Source organism: Paenibacillus polymyxa, assembly GCF_018614975.1.
In the GTDB taxonomy this organism is placed as follows: domain Bacteria; phylum Bacillota; class Bacilli; order Paenibacillales; family Paenibacillaceae; genus Paenibacillus; species Paenibacillus polymyxa_E.
In genome coordinates this window covers 387385-406985 of record NZ_JAGGNR010000011.1, presented here as the reverse complement: position 1 = coordinate 406985, position 19601 = coordinate 387385, and the positions used below count along the sequence as shown (strand labels likewise).

17 protein-coding genes are annotated in these 19601 nt (G+C 46.4%); 7 read left to right on the top strand and 10 right to left on the bottom strand.

Annotated elements, in window-relative coordinates:
* Nucleotides 1–16 precede the first annotated feature (16 nt).
* On the bottom strand, nucleotides 17–1018 hold the full coding sequence (moaA, locus tag J7E78_RS10445) for a GTP 3',8-cyclase MoaA (RefSeq protein ID WP_215076086.1): 1002 nt from the start codon (nucleotides 1016–1018) through the stop codon (nucleotides 17–19).
* Nucleotides 1019–1339: 321 nt separating this feature from the next.
* Between moaA and J7E78_RS10440 the strand changes: the two genes are divergently transcribed.
* From J7E78_RS10440 to J7E78_RS10420, 5 genes are read left to right on the top strand one after another with little or no spacing between them, the layout of a single operon-like run.
* A complete protein-coding gene (locus J7E78_RS10440) occupies nucleotides 1340–1573 on the top strand; it encodes a DUF2249 domain-containing protein (RefSeq protein ID WP_036613358.1) in 234 nt (77 codons plus the stop codon).
* Nucleotides 1574–1590: 17 nt separating this feature from the next.
* On the top strand, nucleotides 1591–1965 hold the full coding sequence (locus J7E78_RS10435) for a hypothetical protein (RefSeq protein WP_215076085.1): 375 nt from the start codon (nucleotides 1591–1593) through the stop codon (nucleotides 1963–1965).
* The gene (locus tag J7E78_RS10430) at nucleotides 1952–2554 is read left to right on the top strand and encodes a DUF2249 domain-containing protein (protein WP_215076084.1); all 603 of its coding nucleotides are present in this window, start codon (nucleotides 1952–1954) and stop codon (nucleotides 2552–2554) included. The genes J7E78_RS10435 and J7E78_RS10430 overlap by 14 nt, the downstream gene beginning before the upstream one ends.
* A gap of 13 nt (nucleotides 2555–2567) precedes the next feature.
* Nucleotides 2568–3800, top strand: coding sequence for a hypothetical protein (locus J7E78_RS10425; RefSeq protein WP_215076083.1), 1233 nt, complete (start codon nucleotides 2568–2570; stop codon nucleotides 3798–3800).
* Nucleotides 3801–3831: 31 nt separating this feature from the next.
* On the top strand, nucleotides 3832–4131 hold the full coding sequence (locus J7E78_RS10420; RefSeq protein WP_397330532.1) for a metal-sulfur cluster assembly factor: 300 nt from the start codon (nucleotides 3832–3834) through the stop codon (nucleotides 4129–4131).
* 266 nt (nucleotides 4132–4397) lie between these two features.
* On the opposite strand, the gene J7E78_RS10415 is transcribed toward J7E78_RS10420, so the two are convergent.
* The 9 genes from J7E78_RS10415 to J7E78_RS10375 all read right to left on the bottom strand — a co-directional run bounded on the left by J7E78_RS10415 (nucleotide 4398) and on the right by J7E78_RS10375 (nucleotide 17186).
* Nucleotides 4398–4742 carry a cupin domain-containing protein gene (locus tag J7E78_RS10415; RefSeq protein ID WP_311516977.1) on the bottom strand — a complete coding sequence of 115 codons (345 nt, stop codon included), beginning with the start codon at nucleotides 4740–4742 and terminating at the stop codon, nucleotides 4398–4400.
* Nucleotides 4743–4881: 139 nt separating this feature from the next.
* Nucleotides 4882–6834: an ABC transporter permease gene (locus tag J7E78_RS10410; RefSeq protein WP_215076081.1), complete on the bottom strand. Its 1953-nt coding sequence runs from the start codon at nucleotides 6832–6834 to the stop codon at nucleotides 4882–4884.
* A complete protein-coding gene (locus J7E78_RS10405; RefSeq protein WP_215076080.1) occupies nucleotides 6809–7579 on the bottom strand; it encodes an ABC transporter ATP-binding protein in 771 nt (256 codons plus the stop codon). The genes J7E78_RS10410 and J7E78_RS10405 overlap by 26 nt, the downstream gene beginning before the upstream one ends.
* Before the next feature lie 188 nt (nucleotides 7580–7767).
* Nucleotides 7768–8766, bottom strand: a complete 999-nt coding sequence (locus tag J7E78_RS10400; RefSeq protein ID WP_215076079.1) for a sensor histidine kinase — start codon at nucleotides 8764–8766, stop codon at nucleotides 7768–7770.
* The gene (locus tag J7E78_RS10395; protein ID WP_215076078.1) at nucleotides 8763–9476 is read right to left on the bottom strand and encodes a response regulator transcription factor; all 714 of its coding nucleotides are present in this window, start codon (nucleotides 9474–9476) and stop codon (nucleotides 8763–8765) included. The genes J7E78_RS10400 and J7E78_RS10395 overlap by 4 nt, the downstream gene beginning before the upstream one ends.
* An 83-nt stretch (nucleotides 9477–9559) precedes the next feature.
* Nucleotides 9560–10534: a diacylglycerol kinase catalytic domain-containing protein gene (locus J7E78_RS10390; RefSeq protein ID WP_215076202.1), complete on the bottom strand. Its 975-nt coding sequence runs from the start codon at nucleotides 10532–10534 to the stop codon at nucleotides 9560–9562.
* A 62-nt stretch (nucleotides 10535–10596) separates the two neighbouring features.
* The gene (locus tag J7E78_RS10385; RefSeq protein WP_215076077.1) at nucleotides 10597–11640 is read right to left on the bottom strand and encodes an SPFH domain-containing protein; all 1044 of its coding nucleotides are present in this window, start codon (nucleotides 11638–11640) and stop codon (nucleotides 10597–10599) included.
* 198 nt (nucleotides 11641–11838) lie between these two features.
* A complete protein-coding gene (locus J7E78_RS10380) occupies nucleotides 11839–16215 on the bottom strand; it encodes a glycosyl hydrolase 53 family protein (protein WP_215076076.1) in 4377 nt (1458 codons plus the stop codon).
* Between the two features lie 254 nt (nucleotides 16216–16469).
* A complete protein-coding gene (locus tag J7E78_RS10375) occupies nucleotides 16470–17186 on the bottom strand; it encodes a YceI family protein (RefSeq protein WP_215076075.1) in 717 nt (238 codons plus the stop codon).
* A 192-nt stretch (nucleotides 17187–17378) separates the two neighbouring features.
* Here J7E78_RS10375 and J7E78_RS10370 point away from each other — a divergent pair, with 192 nt between their 5' ends.
* Both J7E78_RS10370 and J7E78_RS10365 read left to right on the top strand, forming a co-directional pair.
* Nucleotides 17379–18065, top strand: a complete 687-nt coding sequence (locus tag J7E78_RS10370) for a response regulator transcription factor (protein ID WP_036613325.1) — start codon at nucleotides 17379–17381, stop codon at nucleotides 18063–18065.
* Complete coding sequence (locus tag J7E78_RS10365) at nucleotides 18050–19516, top strand: HAMP domain-containing sensor histidine kinase (RefSeq protein WP_215076074.1); 1467 nt, start codon at nucleotides 18050–18052, stop codon at nucleotides 19514–19516. Before J7E78_RS10370 ends, J7E78_RS10365 begins: the two co-directional genes overlap by 16 nt.
* The last annotated feature ends 85 nt before the right edge of the window (nucleotides 19517–19601 follow it).

Below are 19601 nucleotides of genomic sequence, written 5' to 3'. Positions count from 1 at the left end.
TCCTGAACTGCTGTTGCTAACCTCCGATTTGCGACATGTGTCGCAGCGTTGGCGTGCCGTCGATCTGTTGCCCGTTTAAGGCTTTTAACATGTCATGTGTTTCAGGTTTGGCTCCAAGCGCCTTATAAAATAAATCCTGCACCGCCTTGTCATCACCTACGAGTGGACGAACATTGAACTCATCCGACCAGTAGAGACAAGGTTTGATATTTCCGTCTGCCGTCAGCCTGAGCCGATTGCAATTTCCGCAGAAATGACTGCTGACCGGATGGATCAGACCAAAGGTTCCAGCAGCTCCCTTAATGCGGTAACTATCTGCGGGACCATTGCCGTATACTTCACCACAGCTTTCGTAGTTCCATGATGCTCCACAGGTTTCCAGCACATGTTCGAGTGGCATATATCCTGATCTCCAGCCATCACCACTCTCACCTATGGGCATGTACTCAATAAAACGAATATGAATGGGTTCATCCCGAGTCATCCGCAGGAAATCTTCCACCTCATCGTCGTTCACGCCTTTCATCAGCACCACGTTCAGCTTGATCGGATGAAATCCGGCCTTTTGGCTTGCCTTAATGCCTTCCAACACACGCTGCACCTTACCGCCTCGAGTAATGCTTGCGAATCGTTCTGGTTTCAAAGAATCCAGGCTTATGTTCACGCGGGTTAACCCGGCAGCCTTCAGCAGATCCGCATAAGCTGCTAAATAGATGCCATTGGTTGTCAATGCGATGTCCTCAATTCCGGGAATAGCGGATAAACTCGCAATTAGTTGATCCAGCCCCTTGCGAACAAGAGGCTCCCCTCCGGTCAAACGCAATTTCCGAATGCCCAATGGAGCAAGCGCCTTAACGATGGACGTGATTTCTTCATAGGACAGGATGCGTTCTGTCGGTTCAAACTGCATTCCTTCCTCCGGCATGCAATACACACAGCGGAGATTACAGCGATCCGTAACCGAGATTCTTAAATAATCATGCACTCTTCCAAACGGGTCCATTAATTTTGATTCCATACACGTACCTCCCTTCTCTAGGGTGCTGTCTTAACATCAGCCGAAGGAGGAACCTGCTCTTCCTCTCATCTAGTGTCATCTTGACGCTAAATATAAGGATGTCTCGATCAGCGAACTGTGCAAAATATCACAAGAAGTGAAACATAGCGCATAGTTGCACATCTATATATGCTCCGCAACCCTTTTCCAAACAGGATTCTGGTCTAAATAAGGCAAAATTATGGAAAAAGAAAATGTGTGAGCAGGCTCACACAGACCCCTCTTCACGTTTTCTATAATCAAATTGCAACACCACACTATCCCTATTTGGAGGAATGACACATGAACACATACGCAGCAACCATCAATGCCACGGAGTATCCACCGCATTTGAAACATAAAGTTATTTTCGAAACGTTTGATCAGTTGCAACCACAGGAATCCATGCTGCTTATTAACGATCACGATCCTAAGCCACTTCGATTCCAATTCCAGTCCACACATCCTGATGGCTTCAACTGGGAGTATATTGAGCAGGGTCCTACAACCTTTCAGGTCAAAATCAGCAAATTATAGATTGGAGCTGAACCGCTATGGCGCACGTTGAAATCATTGACGATACTACACTTCGCATCACGCTACGGCTGGAAGACGCCACAACCATGATTCAATTGGCACAGCGTGAGCAAGCGGAATATGCGCAAGAGATTATCACCATTTACGAAAAAATGCCTGTGTTCGAATATACTCATTTCTGTTTTTACGCCTATGACAGTGCAAGAGTTTTTGAGCGTGTGCTCGGCATGGACCCCAAAGCCTATCTGTCCTTCTCCCTCGATGCGCCGGAATCATTCTTCTATGCGCTGTACGGTGGGATGGCCGCCCTGTATGAATCATCTCTGCAGTTGGTACAGCAGGCGGGTGTAGCTAGTGCAGGATCGGATGTGAACGCACATGTCTCCATCTGATGTCCATATTGTTGAATTGGATGTGCGTCCTCATCTGAGTAAAAAGTTGGAGCCGTTTCAACTAATCATGGACACGGTCAAAGGCCTTCAACATGAAGATGTCTTTGTACTCCATGCTCCATTCAAACCAACGCCTCTGCTCGGTATTCTCAAGATGAAAGGGTACTCCAGCACATCGGAACGAAAGGGTTCAGATCACTGGGTTACCACGTTTGTGCACAAAAAAAATAAAACCGGTGCCAAAACATTATCTGCAATAGTTTTATCTGGATCGGAAGTCGATTCTGAGCCCGGTTCAGACGAAGAATCAGCTTCATGCAAAGGCCACCCAGAGGAGCAAGCTGTTGCGTTTGAAAACTTTGAATCCCTACAGGCGCCCACCATACTGGACAATCGCGGATTGGAACCGCCACAACCCATGATGCGAACACTTGCCGCACTGGAACGTTGCAAACCTGGGGAAGTCGTACTGATTCATAATGACCGTGTGCCAGTCTTCTTGGTTGAAGAGTTAAATAATCTCGGTTGCCCCTTCACGGTTGAGGATCAAGACGATGGTACGGCCAAAGTGAGAATCGAAAAAGGGTAAGGAGGCAAAAGCTATGTCCAGGTTGCCGTTTCTTTTTATCATCACGGGCATCTTTGGATTTGTAATGTATCACGCATTCTCCCTGCTCTCGCTGACAGGCTGGCTTGGTGATGAACTCAGAGGACCCGAAGGCTGGTTTCATGCTCATCTGTTTGTGCTCGGGTGGGCAACCATGCTGGCTATGGGTGCCGTTTATCAGTTGATACATGTTATTTTGCAATCCAATATTTACAGTCTGTTTCTTGGTTATTGTCATTATTTCTTGTTCAGTATCGGAATCGTGGGCATGTTATACGGCTTCATTCGTGCAGATGTCATCTGGATTGCCGGTTCTGCGACACTCGCGCTCTCTGGCATCCTGTTGTTCGGATGGAATATGGCTGTTACCCTCTTCCGTGCCTCACAATGGAATCCAGTAACGATTAGTGCAGCATGTTCGTGTCTTTATCTGATTCTTACCGGGCTATCCGGTATGCTGATGGGTCTGAATTTTGCCTTTGGTGATTGGAATGGTATGCATGAACGCTTATTCGGCGCACATATCTGGATGGGAACACTCGGCTGGTTTGGCATGTTAATTACCGGATTCAGTTACAAAATGCTGCCCATGTTCTACCTGTCCCACGATTATTCCATTCGACTGCAAAAAGTGGTCCTGGTTCTGTGGAATGCAGCTGTAGTTACAGGAGTTGTCGCATTTCTAACAGGTATTAAGGGAGGCCTGCTCTGGCTCGCGCTTTTACTTCTAACCTCAGCCCTGCTCTTTTATGTGTATCACTTGGAGCAAATTCAAGAGAAACGGCACAAAAGTAACCCAGGTCCGGGCATCCGCTGGTCTGTGTATGTAAGCCGTGCGTTTGCTGTATATGCTGTTGCCCTACTGATCTATTCCTCGCAAGGGACTGAACTGCTGCTCCATCCACGTGTTGTTCTGCTGTCTGGATGGGTATATCTCGGGGGTTGGGTGTCTCTCACCATACTTGGTTATGCCTCCAAAATCGTGCCTTTTCTATGGTGGACCCACAAATATGGCAAGCAGGCAGGCAGACCCGGAACACCGCTGATGGCAGGTATGCTGAGTGAACGGTATGTCAATTGGGGTATGCTCGCCATGGTGGCTGGAAGCCTTCTGCTTGTCAGTGGAATTCTGATTAATCTGGCAGAGGTCATGATGGTTGGTGGGACGATCTTGTCTCTTGTCTCCATCGTTTATATAACAAATATTGCTTTGGTATTCAGACGATAACATAAATAAGGTGGACTGGAGAGTGAACATGATGGAACAAACCACGCATTTGCTAGAATGTCTCAAGGAAGTGTATGACCCTGAATTAGGTGTCAATATCGTTGACCTGGGTCTGGTATATGAAGTAAGGGAAGAGACTGAACGGGTACATGTACGGATGACGCTGACTACACCAGGTTGCCCGCTGCACGATACAATTGTTGGTGCGGTGAAATGGGTTTTGCAGGAAAATACAAATAAGACCGATATTGATGTTCAAGTGGTGTGGGAGCCACAATGGTCTCCCCAGCTGATGTCGAATGAAGCCAAAGAAATGCTGGGATACTTCTAGGCAGAATGACTACAGACCGGATGAATGAACAAATTGCTGGCGGAATACGAAGAAGCGTACTTAAGATCTGATACTATCAGACCCAGGTATGCTTTTTGTTTTTCAATGGAAACATACATTTGATATACACCCCGGAGATTGCTAGAAGGACGAATGTTGCAGAAGAGTGTTCTTGAATAAAAATAAATAAGGAAACTCCAGAATAGAGTTTCCTTATTATTAGTGCCGAGCAGTGAATCATTTTATCGATTCCTTGATATTAGATCTTAGATGTCCTTTGCATACGATGCTGCTGGCACTTTGTTTAACACCACGAACAGACGAACCACCTGATCTCCTGTATTACGGAATGCGAACTCTACCTCACCACCGCAATGGATTACATCCTCTTGTTTCACCTCTTGTTCTTTTCCATCCAGTATAAGTGTACCCGTGCCTTCGACCACTAGCAAAATAACGTCTGTGCCCGGATGTTTATGAACGGGAAGCTGTTGGCCTGGCAGAAAATGAAGTACAAAGGTCACTCCTCCACCCTGTTGGAATAAAACACGTTTCGTAAAACGGTCCTCGCTGAATGCTTTGACTTCTTGCAATGACGTGATACTCATCATAATCGTCCTCCTCGATAATGTAAGCTGTGAATACATTCATCTTAACGCAAGAAAGCCCGCATTTCCTTGATTTGAATCAAGAAATGCGGGCAATGAACAGATCATGGTCGGTTCCTTATGATCGTTTGTTTCTAAATGGTTACACCATCATTTTGCGCAGAGAAGTGATATATCTCGAACGTATAACAATGAAATAAAACGTCTGTGCAAGTACAAAGGCACCAAATACAGTCAAGACCGGCATCGTATAATTGGTAATCCCGAATTCAGTCAGGAACGGCTTAACCACGACCAACGTTTCAATGATAGCTACTCCGATCGGTAAAAAGAACAGAATGGCAATCTGCACGGTGGATGATCGTTTCATCTCATGGAAACTGAGACCCATTTTCGAAAGAGAATGTACCATCTTTCCATCGGCTTCAAGATCGGTATGCAGTCTGAAATACAAAAAGCTTGCGGAAGAGATCGAGAAGATTAATCCGATAAATATACCCAGGAAGGTAAATAGTGCTGTCCCCTGTCGGAATCTTTCAAAATCACCGTACCGCGTACTCAGATATCCAGAGTGGTTATCGGTCGAAGCGTTGCTTCTTTGAATGGAATCCGCGGAGAATAGAAGCTGATCGCTAACCATAGCTTCCGAGGAGTGGCGGTCAGGTACCGCATGACCCCATGCAGGGATCTGATACAGATATTTACCAGATATCATATTCTCTTTGATCTGTTGGGCAATCTCTTCATACTTCTCATCCGGTAGGACAACTACACCTGTAGCATAGAGCAGTGTTCCAAACTGTGGATCGATATCTGTATCCGTAACCCGAGCTTCCAGTGGGCTAGCATCCAGACTCAACGTCAACTTGTCTCCCTTCGCATAATTACGAAATCTGTTGCGCTCGATCTGCCCCTTCTCATTACGTGTATCCACAAATAAGGCGGATCCGGTATCCAATTGGAACATCTTTCTCCCTTGTGTCAGATTGTATTGGTTGTAGTGACTAAGCGGCATAACCGAGACAGCACTCTGATCTGCATTAGACCAGAAATATTCAATATAGACTTGCTGATAATCCAAGCCTGCGGCTTCAAGTTTCGAATCAATAGCGCTCATATCCAATTGCTCTGTTGGTCTGAATACGTTGTATTGAATTGGGAAATCGTTGTTCGTAAACTGCTCCCGGTTCTCCTGATCCAGTGATAAAATTACAACTGCACTCATTGAAGCAATCGCAATCACCACGGTCACCATAAACAACATGCGGGCATTATCCTTCATTTTGTAACTCATCTCTGAGATCCATAACAGACGTGTACCTTGCCATACGGTTTTGCGGTTACGCTTCAGTAAGCGAATGATCAGCACAGAAAGTTGAGAGTAGAAAAAATACGTCCCCGCTATGCCTGTCACTGCTGCAAGCAAGATCGTCCCGCCATTCAACTCGCTGCGGAGTGCCACAAAACCGACTGTAAGTAATGCCAATCCCAGAAGTGAGAAGAGCCACGAAGCTTTGGGTTCTTTCTTAGGTTTGCTCGTACCCGTCAAGAGCTCTAACGTCCGCTTGTTCCCGATAAAGAGCAATGTGAAGAGTGAGATGCAGAAAAATAATAACAGAAAGGCCCCGATTGTAATCAGAATCGCTTTCACGGGAAAATAAAAGGGCAGATCATCCATCCCGATAAAACGAGTAGTTAACATCAGGAATAGCTTAGACAACAACATTCCCCCACCGATACCGGCAATAATGGACAGGCAGCCGATCAACATGTTTTCCAAAATAACCAATTTCCGAATCTGTGCGGGCTCTGCACCAAGTATGGTCAGAATGCCAAACTCCTTGTTCCGTGATTTGAGAAAAGCACTGATGGAATACATAACAAAGAAAAATGCAAACACATACACGATAAGCGAAGCGATCTGCATCCCCGTAGCGGTTGTGTCACCCATTGGCAACTCTGCCACATATGGATGATAGATAAATACCGCATAAGCGAAGAATATCATGACCATAAACACACTACTTAGAAAAAAAGCAATATACGCTCGCCCATTCCGGCGGATGTTATTAAACGCGAACTGAGGAAAGCTCATGTGAATTCCCTCCCCAGAAGGATAAAGTATCAATGATCCGCTGGAAAAACGTCTGTCGATTATCTCCGCGGTGTACCTCGGCTGCCAGTTTTCCGTCCTTGATGAACACGATGCGGTTGCAATAACTTGCCGCAAGCGGGTCATGTGTTACCAACATAATGGTCGTTTTCTCCTGCTGGTTAATCTGTTCAAGTGACTCCATGACCGCTTGGGATGACGCAGAATCCAGGGCACCGGTGGGTTCATCCGCCAAAACAATCGAAGGCATATTGATCATGGATCTCGCAATGGCTGTTCGTTGTCGCTGTCCACCCGAAATTTCGTAGACTCGTTTATCCAGAATGTGATCAATCCCGAGCTTGGCTGTAATGCGATGTAGTCTGCTCTCCATCTCCTTCAGTTTAACCTTGTCCAGTGTCAGTGGAAGTACAATATTCTCAGCAACATTCAGCGTGTCCAACAGATTGAAATCCTGAAAGACAAATCCGAGTTCCCGACGTCGGAACATGGCAAGTTCTTTCTTTTTCATATCAAACGGGTTCATGCCATTAATCAGCACCTTGCCTGAGCTGGGTTCATCAATGGTGGAGACCATGTTTAACAATGTGGTTTTGCCACTGCCCGACGGGCCCATAATACCCACAAACTCACCTTGCTTGATTGTCAGATGAATATCACTAAGGGCTTGAGTCTTCACTTTTCCCTGATATACTTTGTTCAGTCCCGATACCTGTAACATTTCCATGCGTAATTCCCTCCTGATCCATCATTCTTTATACATTAATTCTATTCTTATCCTAACTGACCTCCCGTAACGGTGTTATCGAATTACCTTAAACTTCCCTTACAGCACGTTTAAGGTTCTGTTCCCCTGCTTCTCTATCACACTTCTGTGCATTAAAAAAAGCACCTCGCCCATGGGCAAAGCGCTCTTCACTTCGGATATTTCGAATGAATCCAGCTGAATCTGACCAACGTCCCCTCATTCGGCTCCGAAAACAACTCGACACGGTTATCCAGGCGGACACTGATCTCACGAACCAGATATAATCCCATTCCCGTAGATTCGTGGTATTGTCTGCCCCGTTCACCTGTAAAATAGGGATTGAACACGCGGTGAATATCCTCGGACGAGATGCCGATTCCCTCATCCTGAATGTCCAGGATTGTACGATCTTCCTGTTTATAGCCTGTAATGATCACTTTTTTGCCTGATTTTCTATCGGAATAGTTCACGGCATTGGTCAAAATCTGGGTGAACATGAACCGCAGCCACTTGGAATCACTATATATCTGAAGGTCACCCTCCATCCGGATATCCGGCGTAATACCTCTGCGTATAAACAAACGTCGGTTCTCCGCTACACTGCTCCGAAGCACTTCTTGCAAAGACAACAGTTCCACACGAAAATCCCCTTCGAACTGTTCAAGCCGTGAAGAATGCAAGACCATTTCAAGTCCTTTGCGCAGCTTATCCAGCTCATCCTGAATACTGCCCGCCGTCTCATCGTCCACATCTTCCAATGTCAGTTGGATGATGGACAAGGGCGTCTTCATCTGATGAACCCAGCGATTCATGAATACCACCTGCTGTTCCTTGCTAGTACGTAACTCACCCATCTCGTTCTGCCGATTACGCTCCAGTTCATGTAACAATTCCTGGATGGCTTCCGCCACGACCGAATTTCCAAGCGCTTGAAAAGGCTCGTTTACCCGTTTACGTGGTTGTTGAAGCAGACGGTAATATGCTCGCAGCTGGAAGTAACGAGTGACCAGATAAACCAACAGCACAACAGTACTGATCAGCATGCCATAGAGGACAATCTTCATCGGACGGCCCTCACCAGAGAGCCAGTACACACACGGGACCAGCAGCATCTGTAACACATAAAATCCGACTAACATCAGGTGGTCTTTCAGGAAAAGTCTCATTTCCCTTTTCCCTGTGCGGTTGAATCCAGTTCCAATACGCGATAACCTGCTCCGCGAACCGTCTCCAAAATTTCTTCTGCACCCAGCTCCTTCAACTTCCGACGAACACGTGTAATATAGACATTCAACGTATTATCATCAATAAAATGCTGATCTTCCCACATCTGTTCAAGCAATTTTTCACGGCTGACCACTCGCCCTGCCTTTGCCATCAGTGCTTCCACCAGTATCGCTTCCTTCTGTGTCAGCTCTGTTGATCGTTCGTCATACTCCAGTACAAATCGCTCAGGATAGAGGATCATGGGACCATTCTTCACTGTCACTTCCTGCTGAACAGCAGCGTAAGAACCATAGGCTCGGCGTAGCTGACTACGGACTTTGGCAAGAACGACTTCATATTGAAAAGGTTTCGTAATATAATCATCCGCCCCATGTTCCAACGCCATAATCTGATCCATACCACTATCACGAGCCGATATGAATAAAATGGGACATATGGAATGTGTGCGTATCTGCCTGCACCAGTAGTATCCATCATATTGAGGCAAATTCACATCCATCAGCACAAGGTCCGGCTTCACTTCCACAAATTCATCCAATACATGACGAAAATCAACTGTCACCTGTACCTGGAATCCATTTCGGGTCAGATAAGCCGCCAGCAATCCTGCAAGCTTGGCATCATCTTCAACCAACAATATCGACTGCATCGTTAACCCTCTTTCCGTTTCCTGACGTCAGTGTAGCATATCTAGTTACCCATTCTAGTCGGAAACGGATTGAAAATAAAGGGTCAGACCACGAGACGCCCCCTCTTCTCTGCCAAACCAATGATGGCTTCCACCCCTGAATTAAACTCAAGAAAGTCCTGCTCGACCCCATCGCTGAAAATAACACCATCCTCTGGCATCTGGGATACAATGTGCAATGATTGCTTCGAATGAATCTGTCCAAACACGAGATTAGCCGCTGTCGTCCGGCTCGGGAACGGTTCACGTACTGAAAAATATAAGTACGGCGCATCCCAGTTAAAATGATTCAGCTCCTGCCTGCTTCCATGAATGGATGCCGATGCTGTAGCGACCTCTGCTTCGGAATTCATGTTCTGCCATGCAGCCGACCCTACAATTCCGGCGGCTCCGGCCAGCACACTTTTGAACCAGCCTGTCGATCCCATGCCTGTGGATACAATAATACCACTGGAAGATTGTTGTTCTGCGGATCTACCCAAACGCACTTCATAACGAGCCGATACATGTGTCTTTCGACCAATGAACAGATCATTCACACCATATAGATACTGTCCATCATTGAGTTCCACTTTGGCGAGAGTGACTTCTTTCAAGCTTCGTTGCTTTCGAATGACATCAGGAACAATGAAGCTCAGATCCTCCACGGTAAAAGGTAATAACACGCCATCCCACCGCATCGGGTCCGGATTCACACCAATGAGCGGCTGCTCGGTGACATATTTGAGGGTATTGGCTACAAGCCCATCCTGTCCAACCACAACCACGATATCCTGCTCTCCAAAGATAAAATTGGGCACATGTTCCCGATCAATCGTCTGGACGCGGCCCAATTGTCCCAGCTGCTGCTGCGCCTGCTGAACAGATAGCCGATAACGACGGTCTTCCTCCATATAATCACTGAAGTCTGCGCCCAGACGTTCAATATAGAACTGAGCTTGCTGCACCGTGTTATATCGAACCACCAGCTCTTCCAGTCTGGTCCGGCGCTTAACGAGAATCAGCTTGTGTTCGCTCATTCGTTCGTCCGTTGCAGCCTTCTGACGTACTGATTTTTCTGCCTGCTCTTTTCTTCCCAATCTCATCTCGCTCGACCTCCCTGATCTCTACTCGGCGCGGGAGACATCAATCCCTGCAACAGATCCGGCGAGATATTAAGCTGTCCAATCTTGCCTGCGTTTTCAGCCAGTTCCTGGAACGCAAGTGCGATCAGCTTATCAGAATTCATGCCCATGTTCGCCATCGCTTGCAGTACATTTGGCTGTACATTTTGTAACGAATTCATCACGGCAGCAATCTCATATGCTTTGGCATCTGCCTCGGCATTGTGATTGGCAATGGTTAACTCAATCAGTTGCTGCTTACGTTCCTCCATCGCTGTATTGAACTGAAGCTGCTCCTGCTCCATCTCGTTTTGTTTCTGTTTCACCGAGCGTTCTGTCTGCAATTGGGTCTCACGAATTTGCTGTTTCTTCGTCTCTACGGCAATTTCGGTGTTCAGTTCGTTCTCTTTCACTCGTCTTTCCTGTTCAATGGAGGCATTGCGACGCACATAGAGCGCTTCATCTGCTTGTCGCAAAATCTCTTCCCGCGCTTGTGCTTCCAATGCACGCATCGTTTCTTTATTAGGCAGAATGGCCAGTATCGATAGACTCATCAACTCAACGCCCAGTTTCTCCAACTCTTCACTTTGCACAACCTCGCGTTTCATGCTGCTTGCCAGCCGTTCACTGGATTGTATAGCTTCTTTCAGCGGCATTTGCTCCAGATGTTTCTTGGTTAGTACTTTGGCTGTGGTGATCACCCGTTGATCCAGCTTGCCGGGGTCGTCGGAGATATACCGATTTTTGCGCAAATTGTATGTGTAATTCAGGCTCTGCGTTATTTTCAAATAATCCACAATGCGATAGCTTAATTGCCCCTGCACAGTAACCGTCTGATAGTCACCTGTAATCTCTTCAAACATGAATGGTACATCCACCGAGGACACAGGTAGAACCACTACCGATGTAGTCGGCTCATAATAATAAAAGGACAATCCCACACCTTGACGCTGTACCTCACCATTTTTCACTTTCATGACATATTCACTGGGTTGAAACTTCACGAATCGGAATCCAAACATGGCTCATTCCTCATTTCTTAATATTGTCGTTTTGATATTATCGAAATGATAACAAATGGATTCGATATTGTCAATACGACATTAATAAATTGTTCATATGCCTATTTAGAGAAAGGGGTACAGTCTGATCTTCTTTTTTTCGCAAAAATAAAGAGACCGAATCACATGATCCGATCTCTTTACCTGCTTTGTTATTTTCTAATACAGTTGTTCCATCAGTCGGGCGACTGCAACTGCACCTTGTGCGCGATTCGCCGTTTCTTTCGGAGCAAACGTACCATCAGGCATGCCATTTAGCAATCCAAGTTTTTGCATCGAGGCTACAGCTTCTTTGGCGTATTCCGCGATCTCGGCGTTGTCTACAAACACCATATTTCCTTGTACAGAATGGGTCGCATCCTCACGCTGCACAACCTTCAGTGCTCTGTTCAGCATAACGGCCATATCTTCTCGTGAAATACGTTCATTGGCTCCAAAGCTTCCATCCGCCCGGCCTTGAATAATGTTCATTTCAATGCCAAGTCGTACTGAATCGGCATACCAGTGCCCCTCCTTCACATCCGTTGGTGTTGAAATAGATGGATCGGGCTGGCGTGTATCACCAATACCTTTAATAATCATTTGCAAAAATTGTGCTCTGGTTAGTTCACCTTGCGGGGCAAAACGAGTTGCACTCATCCCCGTAATAATCCCTTTACCGTAGAGGTTCTTCACCTCTTGGATTGCCCAATTGTGGTTTTGCAGATCATTTAATGGCACGTCAACTTCTGCAATGACATAACTGCCGGATTCCAGTGGTTTGAACGCCATCGTCTTCGTCTTGTCATCGTACTTGGAGTACGTAACAGGCTTCATTTCCCCACTTGGAGATATGGAATGTACAACCATAACTACATCATTCTTTTTAGGTTGCTCCACATTGGATAGAGCAACTTCAATCGCTCTGTTTGTCCATTGCAATGGCTTATTATTCATTAACAAATTCACATCAACAATTGCATGATTACCAATCGCTGCTTTTTGAGATGTGGACAGTGTATCTGTCGATCCTTTTGCCACTACGATGTCGAACGTTCCCGCAATCTCCGCAATGGTTAGCGGCAGTGATTTTAGAGGAACACGAACGGTAGTCTGTCCTACAACTACATCCAGGGATTGCACCTCCTCGGAACGAACCCATGCTGCCAGTTGACTTGCAGCCAACTGGAATGTGACTGTCTTGGCTGAGTCAGGCACATCTGCAATCAGCTTCAACGTACGATTTCCTGCGTCCATGGAATGAATTGCCTGTGTTAATTGGGATGCATCCGGACGAATCGAATACTTGTCATCCCCGGTTGCTGTTCCTTTTACCGTGATTGAACCCTTCGCTGGCGGATTACCAGGTTCAGCCGGTGAGGTTACAGCCGGATTCCCCGTCGAAGGAGCTGTTCCCGGGTTGGAAGGTTGTGAAGGTACACTTGGTTGTGATGGCTGGCCAGGGCCAGGTGTTACATCTTGACGTACAAGCTTACTCACAGCATCTTGTAACGCACGATCCGCATTACTCACATCTTCCGTTGAAGATTCAACATCCAGAATGAACGCCTTCGCTTCAGCAAGTGCCTTACTAAATACATTCCAGCTTGATGTCGTGTATTCGGTTTGTTTTAATTTCTCAGCGGCATCTACAGTAACTTGCAGTGCAGTTTTGTCTGCCGGGAACGTACCGTATGCTTCAAATTCCATGAATCCTACCCATGTGGGACCTGTTTTAATCGTTACCCGAATGTAACGTCCCTCCGTGCCTTCTGGAAGTACATGGCTAGGTGCGGTCGATACAACAACATCACTTGTGGTGTCCACTACTTTCACAAAATTTTTGTTATCATTGGACACTTCAATCGTATATTTGATGCCGCCACTCCACATCGACATTTCGATTTTGGAGAGGTTAGCAACCTGACCCAAATCCACTTGCCACCAGCTATCCTTACTCTGGTCTGTTCCCCATGAAGTGTTCGGATTGTTGTCAATCGCACCTTCAGGAGAGTTGGCTTGATTGCCTCCTGTCCCTGCACTACTTGAAGCCGTTGCCGTTTTCCCCGTTGTTAAAGCCTCCAGAGAGACCAGACTAGTAAAGGCTTGTTTCAACGTATTCAGTGCTGAATTCACCTCAGACTGAACAACAGCATTGTTATCTCGGACCTGAATCGCTGTCTGCAAAAATTGTTGCAATACAGACCAGCTCCGGCGTGTATAGGAAGATTCATTCTGCTGCTGCATTTGTTGAATGTACTGGTGCAGTTGTGTTTTGTCCACATTGGATAGACCTTGAATGGCATCATGCAAACGTTTAACCGCTGTATTCGCATCCGTCTGTGTTGCTCTTGGATCATTCAAGACCTGATCAGCGCTTTCCATCGCTTTGGTCAATACCGCCCAAGTGGCCGCAGACCAGTCAGCCTGCTGATACGAACGCGCTTCCGCTATTTTAGCTCTGAGCTCGTCAAGCTGCGGGGGGATAACCTGCATTTGCTGCATCACACGTTCCAATGCTGTTGTTGCTGCATCTGTATCTGCTTGAGTCACCCCACCCGGCGTGTATGCCTGTTGGTATACATCATTCGCTGCCGAGATTGCCGGAGCCAGAGTCACCCAGCTTTCTGGAGTAAAATCAGTCTGTACCAATGATTTGGCTCGTGTAAGTGCCGCATCCAGTTGCTGGCGGTCTGCGGGCAGAAGACCCAATCCACGTTTGTACACATCAAGGGACCATAACGCTCTGCCTTCATACGAATGCCCGCCGTTGGCCGGAAATTCATCGTAATCAAACATAGCTTGGTTCTCCCATGCATTCCCTTCAGATGCAATCCAGCCTACACCGGCCGGAATCCATGCTGGCTCCCAGTAGAAGAAACCTGCACCATGATTATTCGGCACGTCAGCAATCATGTCCATAATGCCGGCGATGGTATCATATTGACCTTGGACTGTTGCAGGGAATGTTGCTCCCCCAACATGCAGCGCTTCGTCCGACCCGATGATGTTCCCATGAGCGTCCCCGTTTTTATATGAAAAAGGATATGATGTCTCGGCAATAATCACGTCTTTTTTGAACTTGTCAGATACTTCATTCATGGTCTTCTGCACATCGGCAAATGTCCCATGCCAGAACGGATAATAGGAAAGTCCAATGATATCGTACTTCAGTTCGCGTTTCTCCAGCTCACTGAAATACCAGTCGAACGTATCCGCCTTGCCGCCTTCAGCCAGATGGATCATGATCTTCACCTTATCCGCGTTATTGGTGATCTCTCCTTCTACTGCACGTACAGCATCAATTCCGCTTTTCAGCAATGCAACATTTTGATTGAAATCCACATCGCTGCTCAAGCCGTTCAGAACACCACTGTTAATCTCGTTACCAATCTGCACCATATCAGGCATGGCGTCCTCTGCTTTCATCTCCCCCACAACTTCAACCGTATAATCGTATACAGCTTGCTTCAGCTCTTCAAACGAAAGACCTTCCCAAGCTTTTGGACGAAGCTGCTGACCCGGGTGCGCCCACTCATCCGAGTAGTGGAAATCCAGCAGGATCTTCATGCCTTTTTGCTTCACCCGCTTAGCCAGACGAATGACATCTTCCTTATCGTTGTAGCCCCCTGATTTCTGTGGATCATTCCATAGACGAAGACGCACATAATTGACACCGCGATCCTTGAGAATATCGAGCAAATCACGCTCTGTACCGTTGCTGTCCACGTATTTGCCACCTTTGTCCTCAATGGCAGTTAACGTGGAAATATCGACACCTCTAACATAATCCGTTCGATATCCCTCAACGATCACCTTAGCTTTAAGCTGAGGCTCTGGAGGCGCACCATATACGATCCCTGTTACCGTAAAATCGCCCGCAGAAGCGTATTCCAAAGGGTCGATAGTATCCCATGTCACAGGTACCATTCTCGATTTCCCCTTCGGGTAATGTGCTTTTACCTCGTTTGGCAGAATTGGCGCACTTCTTGTCACCGTTTTCACTTCGATTGGATCATATCCGGTAATGTTGGCAGGTTCAGTGCCTTCTGATTCTCCCCACACTTTGAACTCCAATATTTCCGGCCAAACTCCCTCACCCTTGTAAAAGGAGATGTTCAGTCTGATGTATCGTACATCATTCTGCTCAAACGTCAGATCAGCGATCTGTTTGGGATCGGCATTTTCACTTTGATCAACAACTTTGGTCCATTCCTGCTGGTCAGCAGACGTTTCTACCATATATTTCACAACCGTATTTTCTCTCCACGTTATTTCCGCTCCGGACAGATTGTACTCTTCACCCAGATCAATCATAGCCGATTGTGGCTGTTCCACCGTAGCTCCTGCGGTTGTACTCCAATGCGTATCACTTTTGCCATCAACCAAATGGTCTTTGTTACTACCCCACTCCAAATATTCTGTGCTTACCGTAACTGCCTTGTTAAGAGCCACGTTCACTTTTGCATCTTCTGCAGCCGCTGGACGAACCATCAGCCCCAGATCACAGAACAGCATCAGTAATACCAGACACCCGCTTATGTACCTCTTTTTCACTCTTGATCTCCCCCTTTTTGTGTTTGATTGTGCATGGATCAATGAATGTTATGAATCCTCCTCATTGTAAGCGCTTAATAGTGATGGGTAACACGGCATTATCCAAAGGAAACAGCAGTTATTTTAACAATATGATCCTGTAAAAGTTACATTTGTACGATAAGAATCACACTATTTGTAAGAAACAAAAAATCTGTCCGCCCACCGGAAGGCGGAAGCAGAACAGATTGTTAGGTATATGATCGTTGCTACACTTATTTGGAGAGTTTCAATTCAAGCTGTACCTGAATATCATTTTCAGTCGAGAGCACAACGGAGTGCGGATTTTCCATTCCGAAATCTTCGAAGGTTACCATCGATGTCGCCGACAACAATACTTCGTTATTCTCATAAGCAGCTTTTGCATCAAAAGTCACTTCTTTTTCAATACCTTTAACCGTAATGGTACCATTCATTTTGATATCAACCGTTTGACCGACAGGCCATTCCGCAGGTACCCCTTCAAAAGAAGTCGCTGTAAATGTAGCTTGTGGGTATGTCGCAATGTCGAAGAAATCGGCTTGCTTCACGTGACCATCACGCTGTCCATTCCCGGAATCAATTCCGTCCATTTCGATCTGTCCTTCTGCTTTCATCTGCGCAGCATCGTCTACATTAATCGTCCAATTGCCTGTTACCTGCTCGTCCACAAAATTAACTGTCTCCTGTGATGTGGTTACGGAGAAGTATACTTTGGAACCTTCGCTGATGCTCCAGTCTCCATTCAGTTGCTCTGCTCCCGCAGTTTCATTGGCTACAGGCGTTCCTGTGTTATCTACAGTTGTTGTGGAAGCCGCTGTGCTCGCAGGAAGCACCTGCTCAATCTCCACATTGTTCCCCAAGTAGCTATTAGTGAAGTAGTAACCACCGCCACCGATTACGGCAACCGCCGCTACACCTGTAATAAGCCATGCTTTTGCTTTCTTGTTCATCTCTATGTTTCCTCCAGTACATGATTGTTTAGGTTGCTTGTTGGAGTGAATCATATCAATTGAATGTGTCAGGAAGAAGTCAAGAGAAGATAAGTCCCATTATTTTTTTAAAACCGTAATACAAGATTGGCTTTACGCTCTGGCTCATGTAAAATCAGTACAAGTTTACAAAGCGAAAGGAGACCGCTTTTCTTGAAATCCATACTCATCGTTGAGGATGAGCAAGCTATTGCACGAGTACTGGCTGCTTATCTGAGAAAAGCAGAATTTGAAGTTCATCATGCTGCAGATGGACCGACTGCACTTACCCTTTTTGATACCGTAACGCCTTCCCTTGTATTACTTGATGTGATGCTGCCAGGAATGGACGGATGGGATCTGCTGCGGATTATTCGTGAAAAAAGTGCTTGTCCCGTGATCATGCTAACCGCACTGGATGACATTTCAGACCGTCTCAACGGACTGAATGCTGGTGCTGACGATTATATGAGCAAACCTTTTGTACCGGAAGAAGTGGTCGCCAGAGTTAATGCGGTGTTGCGCCGTAATCCACATTGGACCTCAGGTGGCGAAGAGAAGCGTTCCTTTGGAAATCTCGTCATTGATCTTGCGGCCAAGCAGGTGCTGCTGAACGGTGCAGAGGTTGCACTCACACCTCGTGACCTGTCGTTACTGTTCTTCCTGTCCGATTATCCGAATCGTACATTTACCAGAGATCATCTTATTGAACAGGTATGGGGGATGGACTATGATGGCAGTGACCGTGCTGTGGATTTATCGATTAAACGACTACGTCAAGCCCTCTCCCACTGGTCGCCAGAGACGGGAGAAATTCGGACGTTGCGAGGAATGGGGTATCAATTTTGGATCGCCAACTGAAACAGAAGAAACCCAAACGAACGATATCCATTCTGTCACACTGGACACTGCGATATTTTCTCATTTTGTGCATTGGTTTCACGATTATTGCGGCAGGGGCACTCTACTGGATTCGAACAACTTCCATTGAGAAAAGCCTCAAAACCGCAGAACTGCTTGGTCTGGAGATTGCAGATCGAGTAACCAGTGAAAATAATATGCTTCGGGTTCCGCCCGATCTTGACAGACTGGTAACCAAGCGAGAGAAACTATTTAATACAGATCATTATTTTTGTGTCATGATCTTGGACAATAACAATCAATTGATCTTTTCCCAGCCTAAAATGGAGCAAAAAGATGTGCATTATCGACTGTCAGACGACTATCTTGAACCGCGAAACAACAAATATGCAGGTGTAACGGTCAACATATCCGAGGGCGATCAAACCTTGGGTAAAGTGTGGGTTATGCAGTCCAAACAATCCATTACATTTGGTCCAGAGACCATATGGCTTGTCGCTCTAATTCTGGGAGGATTAATCCTCTGTGGATGGTTTACAATCTATCTCCTGTCCAATAAGTTATCCAGACCTATTCGTCAGGTAGCCTATGCCGCTGAACAGATTCGAGGTGGCAATTATGATGTCAGTCTTGACTTGAATACACGAGAGCGTGAGATCAATGAACTTGTCAATTCATTCCGCGATATGGCCACTCGTCTCCAACAACTCGAAGAATGGCGTACACTTTCGCTGGCAGGGGTGAGTCATGAACTCAAGACACCGGTAACTTCTATCAAAGGGCTTGTTATGGCAGTACGTGACGATGTCGTGAGTCCACAGGAAGGAAAAGAATTTTTGGATATCGCTTTGAAGGAATCTGAACGCATGGAGCGTATGGTCGCAGATTTGCTTGACTATAACGCCATGGTTGCAGGAAGTGTTGCCGTTCGCAAGGAACGGACGGATCTGAAGCTGTTGGTCGGTGAGATCATCTATCAGTGGAAGATTGCGTATGAGGACAAAATGCCAGAGGTTCAGCTACACTCCTCACCCGTTACGTTCTTTACCATGGGGGATGCTCTCCGCATTCAGCAGATCATTGTTAATTTGCTCAATAACGCACTTCATGCCACAGCTCCTGAACAAAAGGCTGTCTTCGATATTTATCTACACGCAGAAGAACAGATGCTGTACGTTGATGTCAAGGACAACGGCACAGGTATCGCGGCTGAAGACCAACCCAAAATCTTTGAACGCTTCTATCGTGGAGAGCTCAAGAAACGTCGTAACCGCGGCCTGGGTCTAGGATTAACATATAGCCGCCTACTCGCTCAGGAACAGGGTGGTGAACTGACACTTGTCTCCAGCAGCCCGGAAGGCAGCATGTTCAGATTAAGCCTGCCACGCTGGACTGCAACACAAGAAGCCATGAATACAGAAAAAGCATACGGAGCAGCCGTTAAAGTGTAACGAACCTCGCTAACATGACAACTAGCCCAGAACTCCATTCAGGAGACTGGGCTAGTTCAACGTGTTCCTTGTTGCTTTATCCAGA

What these genes read in the sequence shown, in the direction of transcription:
- J7E78_RS10375 (WP_215076075.1), bottom strand. Translation starts at nt 17,186, where the DNA reads ATGAACAAGAAAGCAAAAGCATGGCTTATTACAGGTGTAGCGGCGGTT.
- J7E78_RS10420 (WP_397330532.1), top strand. Translation starts at nt 3,832, where the DNA reads ATGGAACAAACCACGCATTTGCTAGAATGTCTCAAGGAAGTGTATGAC.
- moaA (WP_215076086.1), bottom strand. Translation starts at nt 1,018, where the DNA reads ATGGAATCAAAATTAATGGACCCGTTTGGAAGAGTGCATGATTATTTA.
- J7E78_RS10415 (WP_311516977.1), bottom strand. Translation starts at nt 4,742, where the DNA reads ATGATGAGTATCACGTCATTGCAAGAAGTCAAAGCATTCAGCGAGGAC.
- J7E78_RS10435 (WP_215076085.1), top strand. Translation starts at nt 1,591, where the DNA reads ATGGCGCACGTTGAAATCATTGACGATACTACACTTCGCATCACGCTA.
- J7E78_RS10405 (WP_215076080.1), bottom strand. Translation starts at nt 7,579, where the DNA reads ATGGAAATGTTACAGGTATCGGGACTGAACAAAGTATATCAGGGAAAA.
- J7E78_RS10390 (WP_215076202.1), bottom strand. Translation starts at nt 10,534, where the DNA reads ATGAGCGAACACAAGCTGATTCTCGTTAAGCGCCGGACCAGACTGGAA.
- J7E78_RS10395 (WP_215076078.1), bottom strand. Translation starts at nt 9,476, where the DNA reads ATGCAGTCGATATTGTTGGTTGAAGATGATGCCAAGCTTGCAGGATTG.
- J7E78_RS10430 (WP_215076084.1), top strand. Translation starts at nt 1,952, where the DNA reads ATGTCTCCATCTGATGTCCATATTGTTGAATTGGATGTGCGTCCTCAT.
- J7E78_RS10400 (WP_215076079.1), bottom strand. Translation starts at nt 8,766, where the DNA reads ATGAGACTTTTCCTGAAAGACCACCTGATGTTAGTCGGATTTTATGTG.
- J7E78_RS10440 (WP_036613358.1), top strand. Translation starts at nt 1,340, where the DNA reads ATGAACACATACGCAGCAACCATCAATGCCACGGAGTATCCACCGCAT.
- J7E78_RS10385 (WP_215076077.1), bottom strand. Translation starts at nt 11,640, where the DNA reads ATGTTTGGATTCCGATTCGTGAAGTTTCAACCCAGTGAATATGTCATG.
- J7E78_RS10425 (WP_215076083.1), top strand. Translation starts at nt 2,568, where the DNA reads ATGTCCAGGTTGCCGTTTCTTTTTATCATCACGGGCATCTTTGGATTT.
- J7E78_RS10410 (WP_215076081.1), bottom strand. Translation starts at nt 6,834, where the DNA reads ATGAGCTTTCCTCAGTTCGCGTTTAATAACATCCGCCGGAATGGGCGA.